The sequence below is a fragment of the Streptomyces eurythermus genome (assembly GCF_014649115.1).
Taxonomy (GTDB): domain Bacteria; phylum Actinomycetota; class Actinomycetes; order Streptomycetales; family Streptomycetaceae; genus Streptomyces; species Streptomyces eurythermus.
On record NZ_BMSK01000010.1, the window covers coordinates 182,648 to 201,047 of the forward strand.

Annotated in this window: 20 protein-coding genes; 16 read left to right on the plus strand and 4 right to left on the minus strand. The window is 72.4% G+C overall.

Annotated features, from left to right (window positions below; all coding sequences use genetic code 11):
* Positions 1-36 precede the first annotated feature (36 nt).
* From IE251_RS20625 to IE251_RS20645, 5 genes are all read left to right on the plus strand, one after another.
* The gene (locus IE251_RS20625) at positions 37-1,422 is read left to right on the plus strand and encodes an NADP-dependent succinic semialdehyde dehydrogenase (RefSeq protein WP_189754466.1); all 1,386 of its coding nucleotides are present in this window, start codon (positions 37-39) and stop codon (positions 1,420-1,422) included.
* Between the two features lie 26 nt (positions 1,423-1,448).
* Positions 1,449-1,682 carry a DUF6213 family protein gene (locus IE251_RS20630; protein ID WP_030603860.1) on the plus strand — a complete coding sequence of 78 codons (234 nt, stop codon included), beginning with the start codon at positions 1,449-1,451 and terminating at the stop codon, positions 1,680-1,682.
* A 485-nt stretch (positions 1,683-2,167) separates the two neighbouring features.
* Positions 2,168-3,232: a type III polyketide synthase gene (locus tag IE251_RS20635; protein ID WP_189754467.1), complete on the plus strand. Its 1,065-nt coding sequence runs from the start codon at positions 2,168-2,170 to the stop codon at positions 3,230-3,232.
* Complete coding sequence (locus IE251_RS20640) at positions 3,229-4,443, plus strand: cytochrome P450 (RefSeq protein WP_189754468.1); 1,215 nt, start codon at positions 3,229-3,231, stop codon at positions 4,441-4,443. Before IE251_RS20635 ends, IE251_RS20640 begins: the two co-directional genes overlap by 4 nt.
* Positions 4,444-4,474: 31 nt before the next feature.
* Positions 4,475-4,996, plus strand: coding sequence for a cupin domain-containing protein (locus tag IE251_RS20645; RefSeq protein WP_189754609.1), 522 nt, complete (start codon positions 4,475-4,477; stop codon positions 4,994-4,996).
* A gap of 39 nt (positions 4,997-5,035) precedes the next feature.
* Here IE251_RS20645 and IE251_RS20650 read toward each other — a convergent pair whose 3' ends face one another.
* Entirely contained in the window at positions 5,036-6,265 is a 1,230-nt protein-coding gene (locus IE251_RS20650; RefSeq protein WP_189754469.1) for an acyl-CoA dehydrogenase family protein, read from the minus strand.
* Positions 6,266-6,429: 164 nt separating this feature from the next.
* On the opposite strand from IE251_RS20650, the gene IE251_RS20655 reads away from it, so the two are divergent.
* Complete coding sequence (locus IE251_RS20655; RefSeq protein ID WP_189754470.1) at positions 6,430-7,074, plus strand: TetR/AcrR family transcriptional regulator; 645 nt, start codon at positions 6,430-6,432, stop codon at positions 7,072-7,074.
* Between the two features lie 28 nt (positions 7,075-7,102).
* Here the strand turns inward: IE251_RS20655 and def are convergent, their stop codons facing one another.
* Positions 7,103-7,648, minus strand: coding sequence for a peptide deformylase (gene def, locus IE251_RS20660; RefSeq protein ID WP_189754471.1), 546 nt, complete (start codon positions 7,646-7,648; stop codon positions 7,103-7,105).
* Positions 7,649-7,801: 153 nt separating this feature from the next.
* Here def and IE251_RS20665 point away from each other — a divergent pair, with 153 nt between their 5' ends.
* The 8 genes from IE251_RS20665 to rocD all read left to right on the plus strand — a co-directional run bounded on the left by IE251_RS20665 (position 7,802) and on the right by rocD (position 15,143).
* Entirely contained in the window at positions 7,802-9,040 is a 1,239-nt protein-coding gene (locus IE251_RS20665; RefSeq protein WP_030775201.1) for a Mur ligase family protein, read from the plus strand.
* Positions 9,041-9,061: 21 nt separating this feature from the next.
* On the plus strand, positions 9,062-9,790 hold the full coding sequence (locus IE251_RS20670) for a type 1 glutamine amidotransferase (protein ID WP_189754472.1): 729 nt from the start codon (positions 9,062-9,064) through the stop codon (positions 9,788-9,790).
* A 237-nt stretch (positions 9,791-10,027) separates the two neighbouring features.
* Complete coding sequence (locus tag IE251_RS20675) at positions 10,028-11,053, plus strand: 6-phosphofructokinase (protein WP_189754473.1); 1,026 nt, start codon at positions 10,028-10,030, stop codon at positions 11,051-11,053.
* 121 nt (positions 11,054-11,174) lie between these two features.
* On the plus strand, positions 11,175-12,125 hold the full coding sequence (locus IE251_RS20680; protein ID WP_189754474.1) for a cytochrome c oxidase assembly protein: 951 nt from the start codon (positions 11,175-11,177) through the stop codon (positions 12,123-12,125).
* 133 nt (positions 12,126-12,258) lie between these two features.
* Complete coding sequence (locus IE251_RS20685) at positions 12,259-12,435, plus strand: hypothetical protein (RefSeq protein ID WP_030775194.1); 177 nt, start codon at positions 12,259-12,261, stop codon at positions 12,433-12,435.
* A gap of 34 nt (positions 12,436-12,469) precedes the next feature.
* Positions 12,470-12,955 carry an Lrp/AsnC family transcriptional regulator gene (locus tag IE251_RS20690; RefSeq protein WP_189754475.1) on the plus strand — a complete coding sequence of 162 codons (486 nt, stop codon included), beginning with the start codon at positions 12,470-12,472 and terminating at the stop codon, positions 12,953-12,955.
* A 161-nt stretch (positions 12,956-13,116) separates the two neighbouring features.
* Positions 13,117-13,926, plus strand: a complete 810-nt coding sequence (gene ddaH / locus IE251_RS20695) for a dimethylargininase (protein ID WP_189754476.1) — start codon at positions 13,117-13,119, stop codon at positions 13,924-13,926.
* Positions 13,926-15,143, plus strand: a complete 1,218-nt coding sequence (gene rocD / locus IE251_RS20700) for an ornithine--oxo-acid transaminase (protein ID WP_189754477.1) — start codon at positions 13,926-13,928, stop codon at positions 15,141-15,143. Before ddaH ends, rocD begins: the two co-directional genes overlap by 1 nt.
* Positions 15,144-15,191: 48 nt before the next feature.
* On the opposite strand, the gene IE251_RS20705 is transcribed toward rocD, so the two are convergent.
* Both IE251_RS20705 and IE251_RS20710 read right to left on the minus strand, forming a co-directional pair.
* Positions 15,192-15,827 carry a DUF305 domain-containing protein gene (locus IE251_RS20705; RefSeq protein ID WP_189754478.1) on the minus strand — a complete coding sequence of 212 codons (636 nt, stop codon included), beginning with the start codon at positions 15,825-15,827 and terminating at the stop codon, positions 15,192-15,194.
* 95 nt (positions 15,828-15,922) lie between these two features.
* A complete protein-coding gene (locus IE251_RS20710; protein WP_229896864.1) occupies positions 15,923-16,321 on the minus strand; it encodes a DUF6153 family protein in 399 nt (132 codons plus the stop codon).
* Between the two features lie 235 nt (positions 16,322-16,556).
* On the opposite strand from IE251_RS20710, the gene IE251_RS20715 reads away from it, so the two are divergent.
* Complete coding sequence (locus IE251_RS20715; protein ID WP_189754479.1) at positions 16,557-17,270, plus strand: lysophospholipid acyltransferase family protein; 714 nt, start codon at positions 16,557-16,559, stop codon at positions 17,268-17,270.
* Positions 17,271-17,328: 58 nt separating this feature from the next.
* Positions 17,329-18,351, plus strand: a complete 1,023-nt coding sequence (locus IE251_RS20720; RefSeq protein WP_229896865.1) for an NAD-dependent epimerase/dehydratase family protein — start codon at positions 17,329-17,331, stop codon at positions 18,349-18,351.
* The last annotated feature ends 49 nt before the right edge of the window (positions 18,352-18,400 follow it).

Consider the following 18,400-nt stretch of genomic DNA (forward strand, 5'->3'; position numbering starts at 1 on the left):
AAGGTCGAGACAAGCCCGCTCCCAGGGAGGTCGGTCATGCCCATCGCGACGGTGAACCCGGCGAACGGCGAGACGCTCAAGACGTACGAGCCCATGGACGAGGACGAGCTGGAACGCCGGCTGGAGCTGGCCGAGGCGACGTTCCGCACCTACCGGACGACCTCGTTCGCCGAGCGCGCCCGGTTGCTGACCAGGGCCGCGGAGCTGCTGGACGAGGACCAGCGGGAGATCGGCCGGGTCGTCACCACCGAGATGGGCAAGCCCGTCCGGCAGGCCCGCGCGGAGGCGGCGAAGTGCGCCAAGGCGATGCGCTGGTACGCCGAGCACGCCGAACGGCTGCTGGCCGACGAGGAGCCCGCCGAGTCGGACGTGCGCGACTCGGGCGCCTCCCGGGTGCGGGTACGCTACCGCCCGCTCGGCCCGGTGCTCGCCGTCATGCCGTGGAACTTCCCGCTGTGGCAGGTGGTCCGGTTCGCGGCGCCCGCCCTGATGGCCGGCAACGTGGGCCTGCTCAAGCACGCCTCCAACGTGCCGCAGACGGCCCTGTACCTGGAGGACCTCTTCCACCGGGCGGGCTTCCCGGAGGGCTGCTTCCAGACGCTGCTGATCGGCTCCGGCGCGGTGGACGACGTCCTGCGCGACGAGCGGGTCAAGGCGGCCACCCTGACCGGCAGCGAACCGGCGGGCCGGGCGGTCGCGTCCACCGCCGGGGAGATGATCAAGAAGACGGTGCTGGAGCTGGGCGGCAGCGACCCGTACATCGTGATGCCCTCCGCCGACCTCGACCGCGCGGCCGAGGTCGCGGTGACCGCGCGGGTGCAGAACAACGGGCAGTCCTGCATCGCCGCCAAGCGGTTCATCGTGCACACCGACGTCTACGACGCGTTCGCCGAGAAGTTCGTCGCGGGCATGCGGGCCCTGAAGGTCGGCGACCCGCTGGCGGAGGACACCGAGATCGGGCCGCTCGCCAGCGAGCGGGGCCGCGACGACCTGGAGGAGCTGGTCGACGACGCCCGGCACGGCGGGGCGACGGTGCTGTGCGGCGGCGAGCGGCCGGACGGGCCCGGCTGGTACTACCCGCCGACCGTGCTGTCCGGCATCACCCGGGAGATGCGCGTGCACCGCGAGGAGGCGTTCGGACCGGTCGCCACGCTGTACCGGGCGGACGACGTGGACGAGGCCGTGCTCATCGCCAACGATTCGGATTTCGGCCTGAGTTCGAACGTGTGGACACGGGACGAGGCCGAGGTCGAGCGGTTCGCCCGGGACCTGGAGGCCGGTTCGGTGTACGTCAACGGGATGACCGCCTCCCACCCGGCGTTCCCGTTCGGCGGGGTGAAGCGCTCGGGGTACGGGCGTGAGCTGTCCGGGCACGGAATCCGGGAGTTCTGCAACATCACCACGGTTTGGCAGGGTGCGTGAGGGCCGCGCGGCTACCATCCCGTTCTGTGAACCGCGAAGTGACCCTGCCTCTGATCGTCGACGACCGCGGGGCCTTGCAGGTCTCCGCGGCCGACGTGAGTAAGTTGTTGCGGACCGTGGGCGCGCGGTGGCTGCATCTGGTCGAGGCGGGCGAGCAGGGGCTCGACGAGGACACCGTGGCCGCGCTGACCATCGAGCTGGCCAAGCTGGCGGACCGCATCGACGTCGCGTGCATCGCGCACAGCAGCGGGACGCAGTAGGCCGTCACCCAGCAGGCCGTCCCCGCCGCGCCCGCCGAACGCCCGCACCGCCCCGGCGGCCGGGCCGCGCCCGCCGGCCCGACTCATGCCCCGGCCGCCTGCGGTGGGGGCGCCCTCACCGCGTCCCCGCCGCCCCCGGGTGCCCGGCCGCCCGCGGGCCGATCCGCCGCCGCCCGGCCTGCCGTCGGCCGCGGCCCGAAACCGTATCGCCGCCCGACCCGCCGCCGGCCACGGCCCGAACCCTCACCGCTCACGGCCCGCTTCCCTCACCGCCGCCCCCTCCGACATAACGCCCGGCCTGCCGTTTTCCCTCGTCCGGCCGCATGAATCGCCCTGCGGGCCGGACCCCGGGGTCCCCGGTTCGGAGTAATCCAACGCGAGATCATCGCCCTCCCGGGTGACGGTGGGTGGAGCGCCCACAGAGGCGAACCCACCTTCTGACCGGCGGGCGAAGGCCCCCGGAACGCGGAAAGCAGGGACGGTTCATGGCGACCTTGTGCAAGCCCTCGGTGTCGGTCCCGGAGTACGTGATCACGATGGAGGAGACGCTGGAGCTGGCGCGCTCCCGCCACGCCGACCACCCACAACTGCCACTGGCCCTCAGGCTGATCGAGAACACCGGCGTCAAGACGCGGCACATCGTCCAGCCGATCGAGGAGACCCTCAAACACCCGGGCTTCGAGGAGCGCAACAAGCTCTACGAGGCCGAGGCCAAGGCCCGGGTCCCCGCGGTGATCCAGCGCGCGCTGGACGACGCGGAACTGCTCACCAGCGACATCGACGTGATCATCTACGTGTCGTGCACGGGCTTCATGATGCCCTCGCTCACGGCGTGGCTGATCAACGAGATGGACTTCGACAGCACCACCCGCCAGCTCCCGATCGCCCAGCTGGGCTGCGCGGCCGGCGGCGCGGCGATCAACCGGGCGCACGACTTCTGCTCGGCCTACCCGCACGCCAACGCCCTCATCGTGGCCTGCGAGTTCTGCTCGCTGTGCTACCAGCCCACCGACCTCGGCGTCGGCTCGCTGCTCTCCAACGGGCTGTTCGGCGACGGCATCGCCGCCGCCGTGGTCCGCGGGCGCGGCGGCCGGGGCGTCCGCCTGGAGCGCAACGGCTCCTACCTGATCCCGAAGACCGAGGACTGGATCGCCTACGACGTGCGCGCGACCGGCTTCCACTTCCTGCTGGACAAGCGGGTGCCGACGACGATGGAGCCGCTCGCCCCGGCCTTGCGGGAACTGGCCGGCACGCACGGCTGGGACGCGTCCGACCTGGACTTCTACATCATCCACGCGGGCGGTCCCCGGATACTCGACGACCTGAGCAAGTTCCTCGAGGTCGACCCGCACGCCTTCCGGTTCAGCCGGGCCACGCTCACCGAGTACGGCAACATCGCCAGCGCCGTCGTGCTGGACGCGCTGCGGCGGCTGTTCGACGAGGGCGGCGCCGAGGACCGGGCGCGCGGGCTGCTCGCCGGGTTCGGCCCGGGGATCACCGCCGAGATGACGGTCGGGCGCTGGGCCGACGGGGACGGGGCCGGACGGTGACCGCGCCGGCGCTCGCCGGGACCCGGCCCCCGGTACGGCACTGGCCGGCGCTCGACCTGCCCGGAACCGACTTCGACCCGGTGCTGGCCGATCTGATGGCGGAGGGCCCGGTCACCCGCGTCCAGCTGCCGCACGGAGAGGGCTGGGCGTGGCTGGTCACCCGGTACGAGGACGTGCGCAGGGTGGCGGGCGACCCCCGCTTCAGCCGTGCGGCGGTCATGGCCAAGCAGGTCACCCGGCTCGCCCCGCACTTCATCCCCGAACCGGGCGCGGTCGGCTTCCTCGATCCGCCCGAACACACCCGGCTGCGTCGCTCGGTGGCCGCCGCGTTCGGCGCCAAGGGCGTGGAGCGGGTGCGGGAGAAGGCGCGTGACCGGCTGGCGGACCTGGTCGACGAGCTGCTGCGCGGCGGCCCGCCCGCGGACCTGACCAGCGCGGTGCTCGGCCCGTTCCCGATCGCGGTGATCTGCGAGCTGATGGGTGTCCCGGCCGGCGACCGGCACGCCCTGCACACCTGGACCGAGCTGATCCTCTCCTCCTCGCACGGCAAGCGGATCAGCGAGCGGGCCAAGCGGGAGATGGCCGGGTACTTCGCCGAGCTGATCGGGCGGCGCGAGCACGGCACCGGCGAGGACGTCACCTCCCTGCTGGGCGCCGCGGTGGGCCGCGGGGAGATCACGCGGGACGAGGCCGTGGGTCTCGCCGTCCTCCTCCAGATCGGCGGCGAGGCGGTCACCAGCAACAGCGGGCAGCTCTTCTACCTGCTGCTGACCCGCCCCGGGTTGCTGCGGCGGCTGCGCGCGGAGCCGGAGCTCAGGCCCCGGGCGATCGACGAACTCCTGCGCTACATCCCGCACCGCAACGCGGTCGGGCTGTCCCGCGTCGCCCTGGAGGACGTGGAGATCGGCGGGGTCCGCATCCGCGCGGGCGACCCGGTCTACGTCTCGTACCTGGCGGCCAACCGCGACCCCGAGGTCTTCCCCGACCCGGACACCATCGACTTCTCCCGCAGCCCCAACCCGCACGCGGCCTTCGGCTTCGGCCCGCACTACTGCCCGGGCGGGATCCTGGCCCGGATGGAGGAGGAGCTGCTGACGGACGCCCTGCTGGACCGGGTGCCGGGGCTGCGACTGGCCGTACCGCCGGATCAAGTGCCGTTCCGCAAGGGCGCGTTGATCCGGGGTCCCGAGGCCCTGCCGGTGACGTGGTGAGCCGCCCATGACCGAGACCGAGGGACTGCCCATGACCGAGACCGAGGGACTGTACGTGCCGCCGGGGCACGGCCGTGTCGTCGAGACCCCGGCCCAGCGGGTGACGTTCAAGGTCACCGGCACCCATTCGCGGATGGCCTCCACCTTCGAGGTGGAGGTGCCGCCCGGCTTCGACGTGGGCGCCCATGTGCACACGCGCAGCGAGGAGTTGTTCTACGTCCTCGAGGGCGAGCTGGACGTCCTCGCCTTCGAGCCGCGCATCCGTACCCCCGACAACTGGCAGAAGTGGCAGTCGCCTTCGGGCAGCCGGGTGGTACGCGCGACCCCGGGCACGGTCGTCGTCGTACCGCCGGGCTGCCCCCACGCCTTCGCCAACCCGACGGACACCCCGGCGAAGATGTTCTTCCAGGCGTCTCCCCCGCCGGACCACGAACGCTACTTCGAGGAACTGCTGGAGATCCTGGCCGCCGGGGGGCCGCCGGACCAGGAGGCGATCGAGGCGCTCAGGGCGAAGTACGACATCGAACAGCTGACGCCGCTGAAGCACCGGTGAGACGACGGAGCCGTGTGCGGTACGCGGCTCCGCCTCCGCTCACCGGATGGGCATCCCCGACAGGGTCCGGGCGATGACCAGCCGCTGGATCTCGCTGGTCCCCTCGAAGATGGTGTAGATCGCGGCGTCCCGGTGCATCCGCTCCACCGGGTACTCCCGCGTGTACCCGTTGCCGCCCAGGATCTGGATGGCCTGCGCGGTCACCTGCTTCGCGGTCTCGCTCGCGTACAGCTTGGACATGGACCCCTCGGCCGCGGTGAACGGCTTGCCGTTGACGGCCATCCAGGAGGCCCGCCACACCAGCAGCCGCGCCGCGTCGATCCGGGTGCGCATGTCGGCGAGCTGGAAGGCCACGCCCTGGTTGTCGATGATCGGCCGCCCGAACTGCTCGCGGGTCTTCGCGTAGTCGAGCGCGACCTCGTAGGCGGCCCGGGCGGTGCCCACGGCCATGGCGCCGACGGCCGGCCGGGACGCCTCGAAGGTGGCCATCGCCGCGTTCTTCACGCGGTCGCCTCCGGCGGCCCTGACCCTCTCCCGGGCCCGTGCGAGGCGCTCGTCCAGCTTCTCCTTGCCGCCGAGCAGGCAGGACCCGGGCACCCGGACGTTGTCCAGGACGACCTCGGCGGTGTGGGAGGCGCGGATGCCGTGCTTCTTGAACTTCTGCCCCTGGGACAGGCCGGGGGTGCCCGGCGGGACGATGAAGGAGGCGTGGCCCTTGGAGCCCAGCTCCGGGTCGACGACGGCGACGACCACGTGGACATTGGCGATGCCGCCGTTGGTCGCCCAGGTCTTCGTGCCGTTGATCACCCACTCGTCCTTGGCCTCGTCGTAGACGGCGCGGGTGCGCATGGAGGCCACGTCGGAGCCGGCGTCGGGCTCGGAGGAGCAGAACGCGGCGACCTTGACGTCGTTCTGGTCACCGTACATCTGCGGGATCCAGGTGCCGATCTGCTCGTCGGTGCCGTTGGCGAGGACGCCCACGGCGGCGAGGCCGGTGCCCACGATGGACAGGGCGATGCCCGCGTCGCCCCAGAACAGCTCCTCCATCGTCATCGGGATGCCGAGGCCGGTGGGGTCGAAGTACTGCTGCGCGTAGAAGTCGAGGGAGTAGATGCCGACCTTCGCGGCCTCCTGGATGACCGGCCAGGGCGTCTCCTCGCGCTCGTCCCACTCGGCGGCCGCCGGGCGGATCACGTCGGCGGCGAAGCCATGGAGCCAGTCCCGGACTTCCTTCTGCTCGTCGTTGAGCTCCATGGTGAACTCGGCCATGTCCCCTCCAGCGGCGGTGCCAGGTTACTAACGGTAACGCGAGTCTGTTACCGGCCGGTAGGATTGTCAACCGCCGAGTCCCTCGGCCTCCCGTTCGATGTCAGGGGCGCCGTCAGTGTTAGTTTGCGCAGGCGTCACCGAATCAGCACGGGTGGGGAGAGCACATGGACACCACACAGCGGACCGAGCAGCAGCGGTCCGCCGACCGCCGCCGGCGCGAGCTGCTGGAGGCCGCCGACCGGGTGGTGCTGCGCGACGGCCCGCAGGCGTCGATGAACGCGATCGCGGCGGAGGCGGGGATCACCAAGCCGATCCTGTACCGCCACTTCGGCGACAAGGGCGGTCTTTACGCGGCCCTGGCCCAGCGGCACACCGACGCCCTGCTGGCCTCGCTGCGGGCCGCGCTGGACGCGCCGGCCGAGCGGCGCGAGCGGGTCGAGTCCACCCTCGACACCTACCTCGCCGCGATCGAGGCACGGCCCCAGGTGTACCGGTTCCTGATGCATCCGGCCGAGGGCAGCGCCGGCGGGGAGCAGGGCTTCGACGTCGGCAAGCACTCCGTGCCGCTGCTGCGGCGGATGGGCGAGGAGCTGGCCCAGGTCATCGAGGAGCGGGTGGACCTCGGACCGGACAGCCGGCAGCTGGCCCGGGTGTGGGGCCACGGCATCGTCGGGATGATGCACGCGGCCGGCGACTGGTGGCTGGGGGAACGTCCCTGCTCCCGGGCCGAGCTGGTGCGCTCCCTCGCCGACCTGCTGTGGGGCCGGCTGGCCGCCGCCGGGGACCGGCTGGGCGGCCCGGGCTTCTGACGGCCGCCGCCCACACTACCCCGCCGCGTCAGCTCCCCCGGTGCCAGGAGGCGCGGGAGACCTGCCGCATCAGCTTCCGGTGCCGCCACCCCGTCAGACGGTCGGCGTAGATCTCTCCCTCCAGGTGGTCGCACTCGTGCTGGAGGCACCGGGCGAAGAAACCGGTGCCGTGCACGGTGACCGGCTCCCCGGTCACCGTCCGGCCCTCGACCACCGCGTGGTCGTAGCGCTCGGTGCCCGCCTCCAGCCCCGGCAGCGACAGACAGCCCTCCGGGCCCCGGATCACCACGCCGTCCGCCTCCACCAGCCGCGGGTTCACCACGTGGCCCAGGTGCCGCACGTCCTCGTCGTCGGGGCAGTCGTAGACGAACACCCGCAAGGGCACGCCCACTTGGTTCGCCGCCAGACCGACGCCGCGCGCCGCGTACATCGTGGCGAACAGGTCCTCCACGAGGGCCGCGAGGCCGGGGCCGAAGTCGGTGACGTCCCGGCAGGGCTCGCGCAGTGCCGCGTCGCCGAGCAGGGTGAGGGGCCGGACGCGCCCGCGGGCGCCCGGAATGGAACCGTGTCGCATGGCGGCAAGGGTACGGTTCCTTCAGCTCATGCCCGCCGCGCGAAGGCGTGGGCCGGAATTCGGGTGTGTGAACGGATCTCGATAGGCTGAGGGTCCCACCACGCTGCCGGATGGCCCCAGGCGCGGCGCGTACGCAAGGAGGATCGAGAACTGATGGCAGGCAACTCGGACCCGCTCTCGCCGCGGGCCAAGCTGGCCGTGACCGCGGGCAAGGCGGTCGCTGCGGCATCGCGCGCCGCGGGGCGCGGCAGCGGGTCGGTGATCGGTGGCCGGGTCGCGCTGAAACTCGACCCCGACCTGCTCGGGCGGCTCGCCCAGAACCTGGACGTCGTCCTGGTGTCGGCGACCAACGGCAAGACCACGACCACCCGGCTCATCGCCGAGGCGCTGCGCGCCGCGGGCCCGGTCGTGTCGAACGCGCTCGGCGCCAACATGCCGGCCGGCATCACCTCGGCGCTCGCGGGCGGCTCGGACGCGAAGTTCGGCGTCATCGAGGTCGACGAGAAGTACCTGGCCGGAGTGGCCCGGGACACCGACCCCAAGTGCATCGCGCTGCTGAACCTCTCCCGGGACCAGCTGGACCGCGCGGCCGAGACCCGGATGCTCGCCGAGAACTGGCGCGAGGGCCTGGCCGGCTCCAAGGCGGTCGTCGTCGCCAACTGCGACGACCCGCTGGTGGTGTGGGCCGCGTCCTCCTCCCCGAACGTGGTCTGGGTCGCGGCCGGCCAGATGTGGAAGGACGACGCCTGGTCCTGCCCGTCGTGCGGCGGTGTGATGCAGCGCCCCGGCGACGACTGGTTCTGCGGCGAGTGCGGATTCCGCCGGCCCACGCCGACCTGGGCGCTGTCCGGCGACCACGTGCTGGACCCGCACGGGTCCGCCTGGCCGATCCACCTCCAGCTGCCCGGCCGCGCCAACAAGGCCAACGCCGCGTCCTCCGCGGCCGTCGCCGCCGTCTTCGGGGTGCCGCCGCAGGTCGCCCTGGAGCGGATGTACCAGGTGCAGGCGGTGGCCGGCCGGTACGACGTGGTGCAGTTCCAGAACCGCGACCTCAGGCTGCTGCTGGCCAAGAACCCGGCCGGCTGGCTGGAGACGTTCTCCCTGATCGACCCGCCGCCGGCGCCGGTGATCCTGTCCGTGAACGCGCGCGGGGCCGACGGCACCGACACCTCCTGGCTGTGGGACGTCGACTACACCCGGCTGACCGGCCACCCGATCTTCGTCATCGGTGACCGGAAGCTGGACCTCGCCGTCCGCCTGGAGGTCGCGAACCAGCACTTCCAGGTCTGCGACAACCTCGACCAGGCCGTGCAGATGTGCCCGCCGGGCCGGATCGAGGTCATCGCGAACTACACCGCGTTCCAGGACCTGCGCCGCCGCGTCGGCAACTGATCTTCGAAGGGCGATCACCTCATGAGCGACAACCAACTGCGGCTGGTGTGGATCTACCCGGACCTGCTGAGCACCTACGGCGACCAGGGCAACGCCCTCGTCGTGGAGCGCCGGGCCCGGCAGCGCGGCCTGGACGTGGCCCGGCTCGACGTGCGCAGCGACCAGCCGATCCCGACCTCCGGCGACATCTACCTGATCGGCGGCGGTGAGGACCGTCCGCAGCGGCTCGCGGCCGAGCGGCTGCGCCGGGACGGGCATCTGCACCGCGCGGTGGAGAACGGCGCGATCGTGTTCTCGGTGTGCGCGGGCTACCAGATCCTCGGCCACGAGTTCATCAACGACCTCGGCCAGCGCGAGCCGGGCCTCGGCCTGCTGGACGTGGTGTCGGTGCGCGGCGAGGGCGAGCGGTGCGTCGGTGACGTGCTCGGGGACATCGACCCGCAGCTCGGGCTGCCCCAGCTGACCGGCTTCGAGAACCACCAGGGCGTCACCCACCTCGGCCCGACCGCCCGCCCCTTCGCCCGGGTGAAGATCGGCAAGGGCAACGGCACCGGCGACGGCACCGAGGGCGCGTACAACGGCACGGTCTTCGGCACGTACATGCACGGGCCGGTCCTCGCCCGCAATCCGCTGATCGCCGATCTGCTGCTGAAGCTGGCGCTGGACGTCAACGCGCTGCCGCCGATCGACGACCGCTGGTACGAGGCGCTGCGCAACGAGCGCATCGCGGCGGCCCAGCAGCCCGCGTAACCGGCGGGAGAGGGACGGGTACGGCAGCCCCCGTAACCGTCCCTTCAACAGGATTTCAGCGTGGTCCGGCAGACTCCCGGCGGGCCCGCCTGACGGCTCGTCCGCTCACATGTGCGGGCGCGTCCAGCAGGCGGACGCCCGCTGTGGAGTCACCCCCTGACGCCGGTAGGGTGGCCGGGAATCCGCCGGACAACGTGGTCCGGTCACCCGGCCCACGTTGAGAAGGTAATTCGGGCTATGCGCATTGGTGTCCTCACGTCCGGCGGCGACTGCCCCGGCCTGAATGCCGTCATCCGGTCCGTCGTGCACCGTGCCGTCGTCGACCACGGCGACGAGGTCATCGGTTTCCGGGACGGCTGGAAGGGCCTCCTGGAGTGCGACTACCGCAAGCTCGACCTGGACGCCGTGGCCGGCATCCTGGCCCGCGGCGGCACCATCCTCGGCTCCTCCCGGGTCCGCCCGGAGCATCTGCGGGACGGCGTGGAGCGCGCCCGGGGCCATGTCGCGGAACTGGGGCTGGACGCGATCATCCCGATCGGCGGTGAGGGCACCCTGAAGGCGGCCCGGCTGCTCTCGGACAACGGTCTGCCCATCGTGGGCGTTCCCAAGACCATCGACAACGACATCGCGGTCACCGATGTCACCTTCGGCTTCGACACCGCGGTGACCGTGGCGACCGAGGCCCTGGACCGGCTGAAGACCACCGCCGAGTCCCATCAGCGGGTGCTCATCGTGGAGGTCATGGGCCGGCACACCGGCTGGATCGCGCTGCACTCCGGCATGGCGGCCGGCGCCCACGCCGTCGTCGTGCCCGAGCGGCCCTTCGACATCGAGGAGTTGACGCGGAAGGTCGGCGAGCGGTTCGCGGCCGGCAAGCGGTTCGCCATCGTGGTCGCCGCGGAGGGCGCCAAGCCGCGCCCCGGCACCATGGACTTCGACGAGGGCGGCAAGGACGTCTACGGCCACGAGCGCTTCGCGGGCATCGCCCGGCAGCTCTCGATCGAGCTGGAGCAGCGCCTCGGCAAGGAGGCCCGGCCGGTGATCCTCGGGCATGTGCAGCGGGGCGGGACGCCCACGGCGTACGACAGGGTGCTGGCCACGCGGTTCGGGTGGCACGCGGTGGAGGCGGTGCACCGGGGGGAGTTCGGCGCGATGACCGCGCTGCGGGGGACCGACATCGTCATGGTGCCGCTGGCCGAGGCCGTGGAGACGCTGAAGACGGTTCCCGCGGACAGGTACGACGAGGCGGAGTGCGTTCTGTAGTCCGCGGACGTCTTTTCGTTCAGGGGAGAACAATCCGCCCCCGGTCGCAGTCGGGACCGGGGGCGGTTCTACTCTTGGGGGCGGACAACTCGCACAACCCCCACGAAACAGGAGCCGGCGGATGGATCACAGCGGGCACGGCATGATGATGGATCTGCCGCCGTTCACGCTGGGGCGAGGGCTCGAGTGGTCGGCGGACCCCTTCTTCCTCGTCGCCTGTGCGGCCGGGCTGGCCCTGTACGGGTGGGGTGTCGTACGGCTGCGGCGGCGCGGGGACGCGTGGCCGGCCGGGCGGACGGTGTCGTACGTCGTCGGCGTGCTCACCATCGTCCTGGTGATGTGCACCAAGCTGAACGACTACGGCATGGTGATGTTCAGCGTGCACATGGTGCAGCACATGGTGATCAGCATGCTGTCGCCGATCCTGATCCTGCTCGGCGCCCCGGTCACGCTGGCGCTGCGCGCGCTGCCGGCCGCCGGCAAGGGCCGCAAGGGGCCGCGCGAGCTGCTGCTGATGCTGCTGCACAGCCGGTACATGCGGGTCATCACCCACCCGGCGTTCACCATCCCGCTGTTCATCGCCAGCCTGTACGCCCTGTACTTCACGCCGCTGTTCGACTTCCTGATGGGCTCGAGGACCGGGCACATCGCGATGATGGTGCACTTCCTCGCGGTCGGCGTGGTGTTCTTCTGGCCGATCATCGGGGTGGACCCCGGTCCGCACCGGCCGGGCCATCTGATGCGGATGCTGGAGCTGTTCGCGGGCATGCCGTTCCACGCGTTCTTCGGTATCGCGCTGATGATGGCGTCGACCCCGATGGTGGGCACCTTCGAGCACCCGCCGGCCTCGCTGGGCATCGACGCGCTGTCCGACCAGAGCTCTGCGGGCGGCATCGCCTGGGCGTTCAGCGAGATCCCGTCGGTGCTGGTGCTGATCGCGCTGCTGTTCCAGTGGTACCGCTCCGAGCAGCGGCAGGCCAAGCGCAAGGACCGGGCCGCCGACCGGGACGGTGACAAGGAGCTGGAGGCGTACAACGCCTATCTGGCCTCGCTGAGCGCCCGCGAGGGCTGAGCCGGGGCGTCCCCACGGGCCGGAGCCGACCGGGCTCCGGCCCGTCGTCGTGTCCCGACGTCTCCCGCCGTATCCCGCCGGGGCCGGAATCGGGGCACCATGGGTCGGGACGGACCACGAGGAGGGTGTCGCGATGCCCGGTACCACGAACGGCTCCAACGGTTCCACCAAGACGATGGGGGCTCTCACGGCCGGTGCGCTGGTCCTCGTGACCGCCTACACGGTCGCGCTCGGCAGCAACGGCTGGCTGTGGTTCGGCTGGGTGGTGCTGGGGCTGCTGACCCTGGCCGTGGCCGTCACCCGGTCCTGAGCCACGGCGCGCGGGAGCTGGCTACAGTGCCCGCATGAACAGCAGGACACCCGCGTTCGACGAGCTGGACCGCCGGATCGTCACCGCGCTCATGGCGAACGCCCGCACGAGTTTCGCCGAGATCGGCGCGGACGTGGGGCTGTCCGCCACGGCGGTCAAGCGCCGGGTGGACCGGCTGCGGGAGACCGGGGTGATCACCGGGTTCACGGCGACGGTGAGGCCGGCCGCGCTGGGCTGGCGCACGGAGGCGTACGTCGAGGTGTACTGCGAGGGCGCGGCCCCGCCCCGGCGGCTGGCGGAGGTGGTCCGCAACCATCCGGAGATCGCGGCGGCCATGACGGTGACCGGCGGCGCCGACGCGCTGCTGCATGTGCGGGCGCGGGACGTGGAGCACTTCGAGGAGGTGCTGGAGCGGATCCGCGCCGAGCCGTTCATCCGGAAGACGATCAGCGTGATGGTGCTGTCCCATCTGCTCCCGGAGAGCCCGGAGGCGGGCGCCACCCACGCGGCCCCCGAGTAGGCCGAGCGGCGGGGCGCGCGCAGCAGACGTGCGTGCGCCCCGGTGAGAACGCAGCGATGCTGCGCGTCTACGCAGCCTTTCGCGCTTGTCGGCCGTCTTCCTCCCTTCCTACCGTGGTGTCACCCCCTCAGTGACACACAGGAAAGCGGAGGGAACCCTCTGTGACCGAACGTCGTGTGCCGCGTCCCCGGCGATTCCTCGTCTGCGAACCCAGACACTTCGCCGTCCAGTACGCGATCAACCCCTGGATGCACCCCGGCCGGCCCGTCGACGCGGGCCTGGCCCGGGAGCAGTGGCGGTCGCTCGTCCGCGCCTTCGAGGAGCACGGGCACACCGTGGACCGTGTCGAGCCGGTCCCCGGTCTGCCGGACATGGTGTTCGCGGCCAACGCGGCCCTCGTCGTCGGCGGCCGCGTCTTCGGCTCCCTCTTCCACGCCCCCGAGCGGCGCCCGGAGTCGGAGCACTACGACACCTGGTTCAAGACGGCCGGCTACGACGTGTACCGGCCGGAGTCGGTGGCCGAGGGCGAGGGCGACCTGGTGTGGACGGGCCGGTACGTGCTCGCCGGCACCGGGTTCCGCACCACGCCCGAGGCGCACCGGGAGGCACAGGAGTACCTGGGCCGGCCGGTGATCGGCCTGCGGCTGGTGGACCCGTACTTCTACCACCTGGACACGGCGCTGTTCGTGCTCGACGACGAGAACATCTGCTACTACCCGGAGGCCTTCTCGCCGGGCAGCCGTGAAGTGCTCCGGCGGCTGTACCCGCGGGCGGTGCTCGCCACCCGCGAGGACGCGCTGGCCTTCGGACTGAACTCCGTCTGTGACGGCCGGCACGTCTTCATCGCCCCCCAGGCCGGGGCGCTGGCCGGCCGCCTCGCCGATCACGGCTACGTCCCCGTCCCCGTCGACCTGTCCGAGCTCCACAAGGCCGGCGGCGGCATCAAGTGCTGCACCCAGGAGATCCGCTGATGACCGCACCCGCGCGCCCCCGTACGTCCGAGCAGCTGATCCGCGCGGAGGAGCCGGTGCTCGCGCACAACTACCACCCGCTGCCCGTGGTCGTGGCCCGGGCCGAGGGCAGTTGGGTGGAGGACGTCGAGGGCAACCGCTACCTCGACATGCTGGCCGGCTACTCGGCCCTGAACTTCGGCCACCGGCACCCCGCGCTGGTCGAGGCCGCCCACCGCCAGCTCGACCGGCTCACCCTGACCTCCCGCGCCTTCCACAACGACCGGCTGGCCGAGTTCGCCGAGCGGCTCGCGGAGCTGACCGGAATGGACATGGTGCTGCCGATGAACACGGGCGCGGAGGCCGTGGAGAGCGGCATCAAGGTGGCCCGCAAGTGGGCGTACGACGTGAAGGGCGTCCCCGAGGGCCGGGCGACGATCGTGGTCGCGGCGGAGAACTTCCACGGCCGTACGACGACGATCGTCGGCTTCTCCACGGACGAGACGGCCCGCGCCGGCTTCGGTCCCTTCACCCCCGGCTTCAAGGTGGTGCCGTACAACGACCTGGCCGCGCTGGAGGCCGCGGTCGACGACACCACGGCGGCGGTGCTGATCGAGCCCATCCAGGGCGAGGCGGGCGTGATCGTGCCGGACGACGGCTATCTCGCGGGGGTGCGCGAGCTGACCCGGCGCGCGGGCTGTCTGTTCGTCGCCGACGAGATCCAGTCGGGCCTCGGCCGCACCGGCCGTACCCTCGCCGTCGAGCACGAGGGCGTGGTGCCGGACGTGCTGCTGCTCGGCAAGGCGCTGGGCGGCGGCATCGTACCGGTGTCGGCGGTGGTGGCCCGGCGCGAGGTGCTGGGCGTGCTGCGTCCCGGCGAGCACGGTTCGACGTTCGGCGGCAATCCGCTGGCCGCGGCGGTCGGTACGGCCGTGGTGGAGCTGCTGGAGACGGGTGGGTTCCAGCGCCGGGCGGCCGAGCTGGGGGTGCTCCTGCGGGAGGGGCTGACCGATCTGATCGGCAGGGGCGTGACCGGGTTCCGGGCGCGGGGGCTGTGGGCCGGTGTGGACGTCGACCCGGCGCTCGGCACCGGCCGGGAGATCAGTGAGCGGCTGATGCGCGAGGGGGTCCTGGTCAAGGACACCCACGGCTCCACGATCCGGCTGGCGCCGCCGCTGACCATCACGGCGGAGGAGCTGCGGTCGGCGCTGGGCGCGCTGGAGAAGGTGCTGGGCTGAGGGTCGGACGGGCGGGGGCCGGTGGCGACACCGGCCCCCGCCGCGGTCTCACTTGGTGCCGAGGAGCTGCTTCATCTCCTTGATCTCGGCGTTCTGCGCGGTGATGATCGCGTCCGCCATGGCCTTGGCGTCGCTGGAGCGGCCCCGCTGCTTCTCGGTGGTGGCCATCTCGACGGCGCCCTGGTGGTGCTCGGCCATCAGCGACAGGAACCGGGTGTCGAAGTCCTTGCCGGTGGCCTTCTTCAGGGCGGCCATGTCGGCCTCGCTCATCATGCCGGACATCCCGGTGTGGCCGGAGTGGTCCATGCCGGCCATCGGGGGCTGCTCACCCCAGGCCTTCAGCCAGCCGGTCAGGGTGCGGATCTCCGGGTCCTGTGCCTTCTCGATGCGCGCGGCGAGGTCCTTCACCCGCGCCGAGGAGGCGCGGTCGGCGGCGAGTTCCGCCATCTGAAGGGCCTGCTGGTGGTGCGGGATCATGCCCTTGGCGAAGGCGACGTCCTGGGCGTTGTGCGCGCCGGCCGACGCGCTCGGCGTGGCGGAGGCGGCGGAGGCGCCGTGTCCGGTGTGGCCGGTGCCGCCCTCGCCGTTGTCGTCGCTGTTGCCGCCGCAGGCGGCGAGGACGAGCGCGGAGGTCACGGCGGCCGTGGCGAGGGCGACGCGGCGCGTCAGGGTACGGGTGATCATGGGAAGAACTCCTGCTGTCGCGGAGGGATTTCGGGCACGCGTGGGCACGGCCGCGGGTCCCGCGGGTGGCGGGGCGGGCGCGGCCGGGGCGGCCTCTAGATCCGCAGGAGCTGGAGTTCGGCCAGGTCGGGTGGGGCACGGGCGCCGTCCGGCGCGACGGCCCAGGCGGTGAGCGGGCGGTGTTCCGGTGCCGGGACCGGCACCGGGTCGGGGGCCGGCGGGGCCGGCTGCGGCCCGCTGCCCAGCGCGCCCGAGGCGCAGCTGGGGTCGGCGTGGTGCAACCGGTGGTCGCCGCTGTGGCCGGCGCAGTCGTCGACGGCGACGAGCGCGGCCGTCATGCGCGCGGCGTGGGCGTGTCCGGCGTGTTCCGGGTGTCCCGCTCCGCCGCCGGGCGCGAGGGCGTGCATGCCCAGCAGCCCGATCAGCACCGCGAGCACGGACAGCGCGCGGTACCGCCTGAGCGGTCGCCGCGGGTGCTGTCCGGTGGTGCACATGAGGTCATCGTACGGGGGCGTGCGACGGCGCACGGACAAGGCCCTCCGACACGCCCGCGCGCCCCCGGTTCGGCGCGGCGGTGTGCGGGCAACCGGGCGGTGTACGACGCGTGGCGCGGTACTGGCCGCGGGGAACCGGGCAGCGGATGATGGCAGGGGCGCCCGGGCCGGCGGTCGCGGTCCGCGTGCCGCACCGCCGACGGTCCGCCGCCGGCCCGACGGAGTGAGGCGAGCCGTGTTCTATTACGTCCTCAAGTACGTACTGCTGGGCCCGCTGCTCAGGCTGGTCTTCCGGCCCCGGATCGAGGGGCTGGAGAAGGTGCCCGCGTCGGGTCCGGCGATCATCGCGGGCAATCACCTGTCGTTCTCCGACCACTTTCTGATGCCGACGGTACTGAAGCGCCGCATCACCTTCCTCGCCAAGGCCGAGTACTTCACCGGTCCGGGACTGAAGGGCCGGCTCACCGCGTTCTTCTTCCGCGGCGCCGGGCAGATCCCCGTGGACCGCTCCGGGAAGGAGGCGGGGCAGGCGGCGATCCGCGAGGGCCTCGGGGTGCTGCGCCGGGGCGAGTTGCTCGGCATCTATCCGGAGGGCACGCGGTCGCACGACGGCAGGCTGTACAAGGGCAAGGTCGGGGTAGCCGTGCTCGCGCTGACGGCGGGGGTGCCGGTGGTGCCCTGCGCGATGATCGGCACGTTCGAGGCCCAGCCGCCCGGCCGGGTCGTCCCGAGGATCCACCCGGTGACGATCCGCTTCGGCGAGCCGCTGGACTTCTCCCGCTACGCGGGCATGGAGCGGGAGAAGGCGGTGCTGCGGGCGGTCACCGACGAGATCGTCTACGCGATCCTGACCCTGTCCGGACAGGAGTACGTCGACGAGTACGCGGCCGTCGTCAAGGAGCGGCAGGCCGCCGGGGAGCGCGTACCGCGCCGGACGCCGCTCGGCTGACCTCTGCCGTCGGCAGAAGATCCGCGACCAGGACGGCGGGCGTGCCTAGGCTCACCGTATGAGGAAAGCGGTGGTGATCGGGGCGGCCGGGCAGATCGGCCGTCCGGTGGTGGACGCGCTGGCCCGGGACGGCTGGGCGGTGACGGCGGTCTCGCGCGGCGGTGGCCGGGACGCGGACTGGGACGAGGGGGTGCGCACGGCCCGGCTGGACCGCGCGGACGGCGACGCCCTGGCCGCGCTGGTGGGCGACGGCTGTGAGCTGCTGGTCGACGTGGTCGCCTATGACGCCGGGCACGCCCGGCAGTTGACGTCACTCGCGGACCGGATCGGCTCGGCGGTGGTGATCTCCAGTGTGTCCGTGTACGAGGACGGCGCCGGGCGGGGCTTCGACACGCAGGGCGAGCCGGACGGCTTCCCGGTCTACCCGGTGCCGGTCCCCGAGACCCAGCCGACGGTCGCGCCGGGCGAGGGCACCTACAGCAGCCGCAAGGCCGCGCTGGAGGCGGTACTGCTCGCCGCCGGTGACACGTTGCCGGTCACGGTGTTGCGGGCGGGCGCGGTGCACGGGCCGTTCAGCCCGCTGCCGCGCGAGCTGTACTTCGTCAAGCGGAACCTGGACGGCCGGACGCGGCGGGTGCTGGCGTACCGGGGCGAGAGCCGGTTCCATCCGTCGAGCACCCGGACCATCGCCGAGCTGGTGCGGCTGGCGGCGCACCGGCCGGGTTCGCGGGTGCTCAACGCCTGTGACGCCGAGGCGCCGACGGCCGCGGAGATCGGCGCGGCGGTGGACGCGGTGATGGGGGCCGAGACGCGGACGGTGTGTCTGGACGGTCCGCCGGAGGGCTCGGTGGGCCGCACGCCCTGGTCGGTGCCGCTGCCGGTGGTGTTCGACATGTCCGCCGCACGGCGGGAGCTGGGCTACCGGCCGGTGGTGTCGTACGCGGACAGCCTGCCCGAGACGGTGGAGTGGCTCGCCGCGCGCGTGCGCGGGAGGGACTGGCGGGAGGCGTTTCCGCTGCTCGAGCGGGCGTACCCGGACCTGTTCGACTACGCGGCGGAGGACGCCTGGTGCGCGGCATAGCCGAGGGGCGGCCGGATGGTCCGGCCGCCCCTGGTCAGCGTGGTGGTGC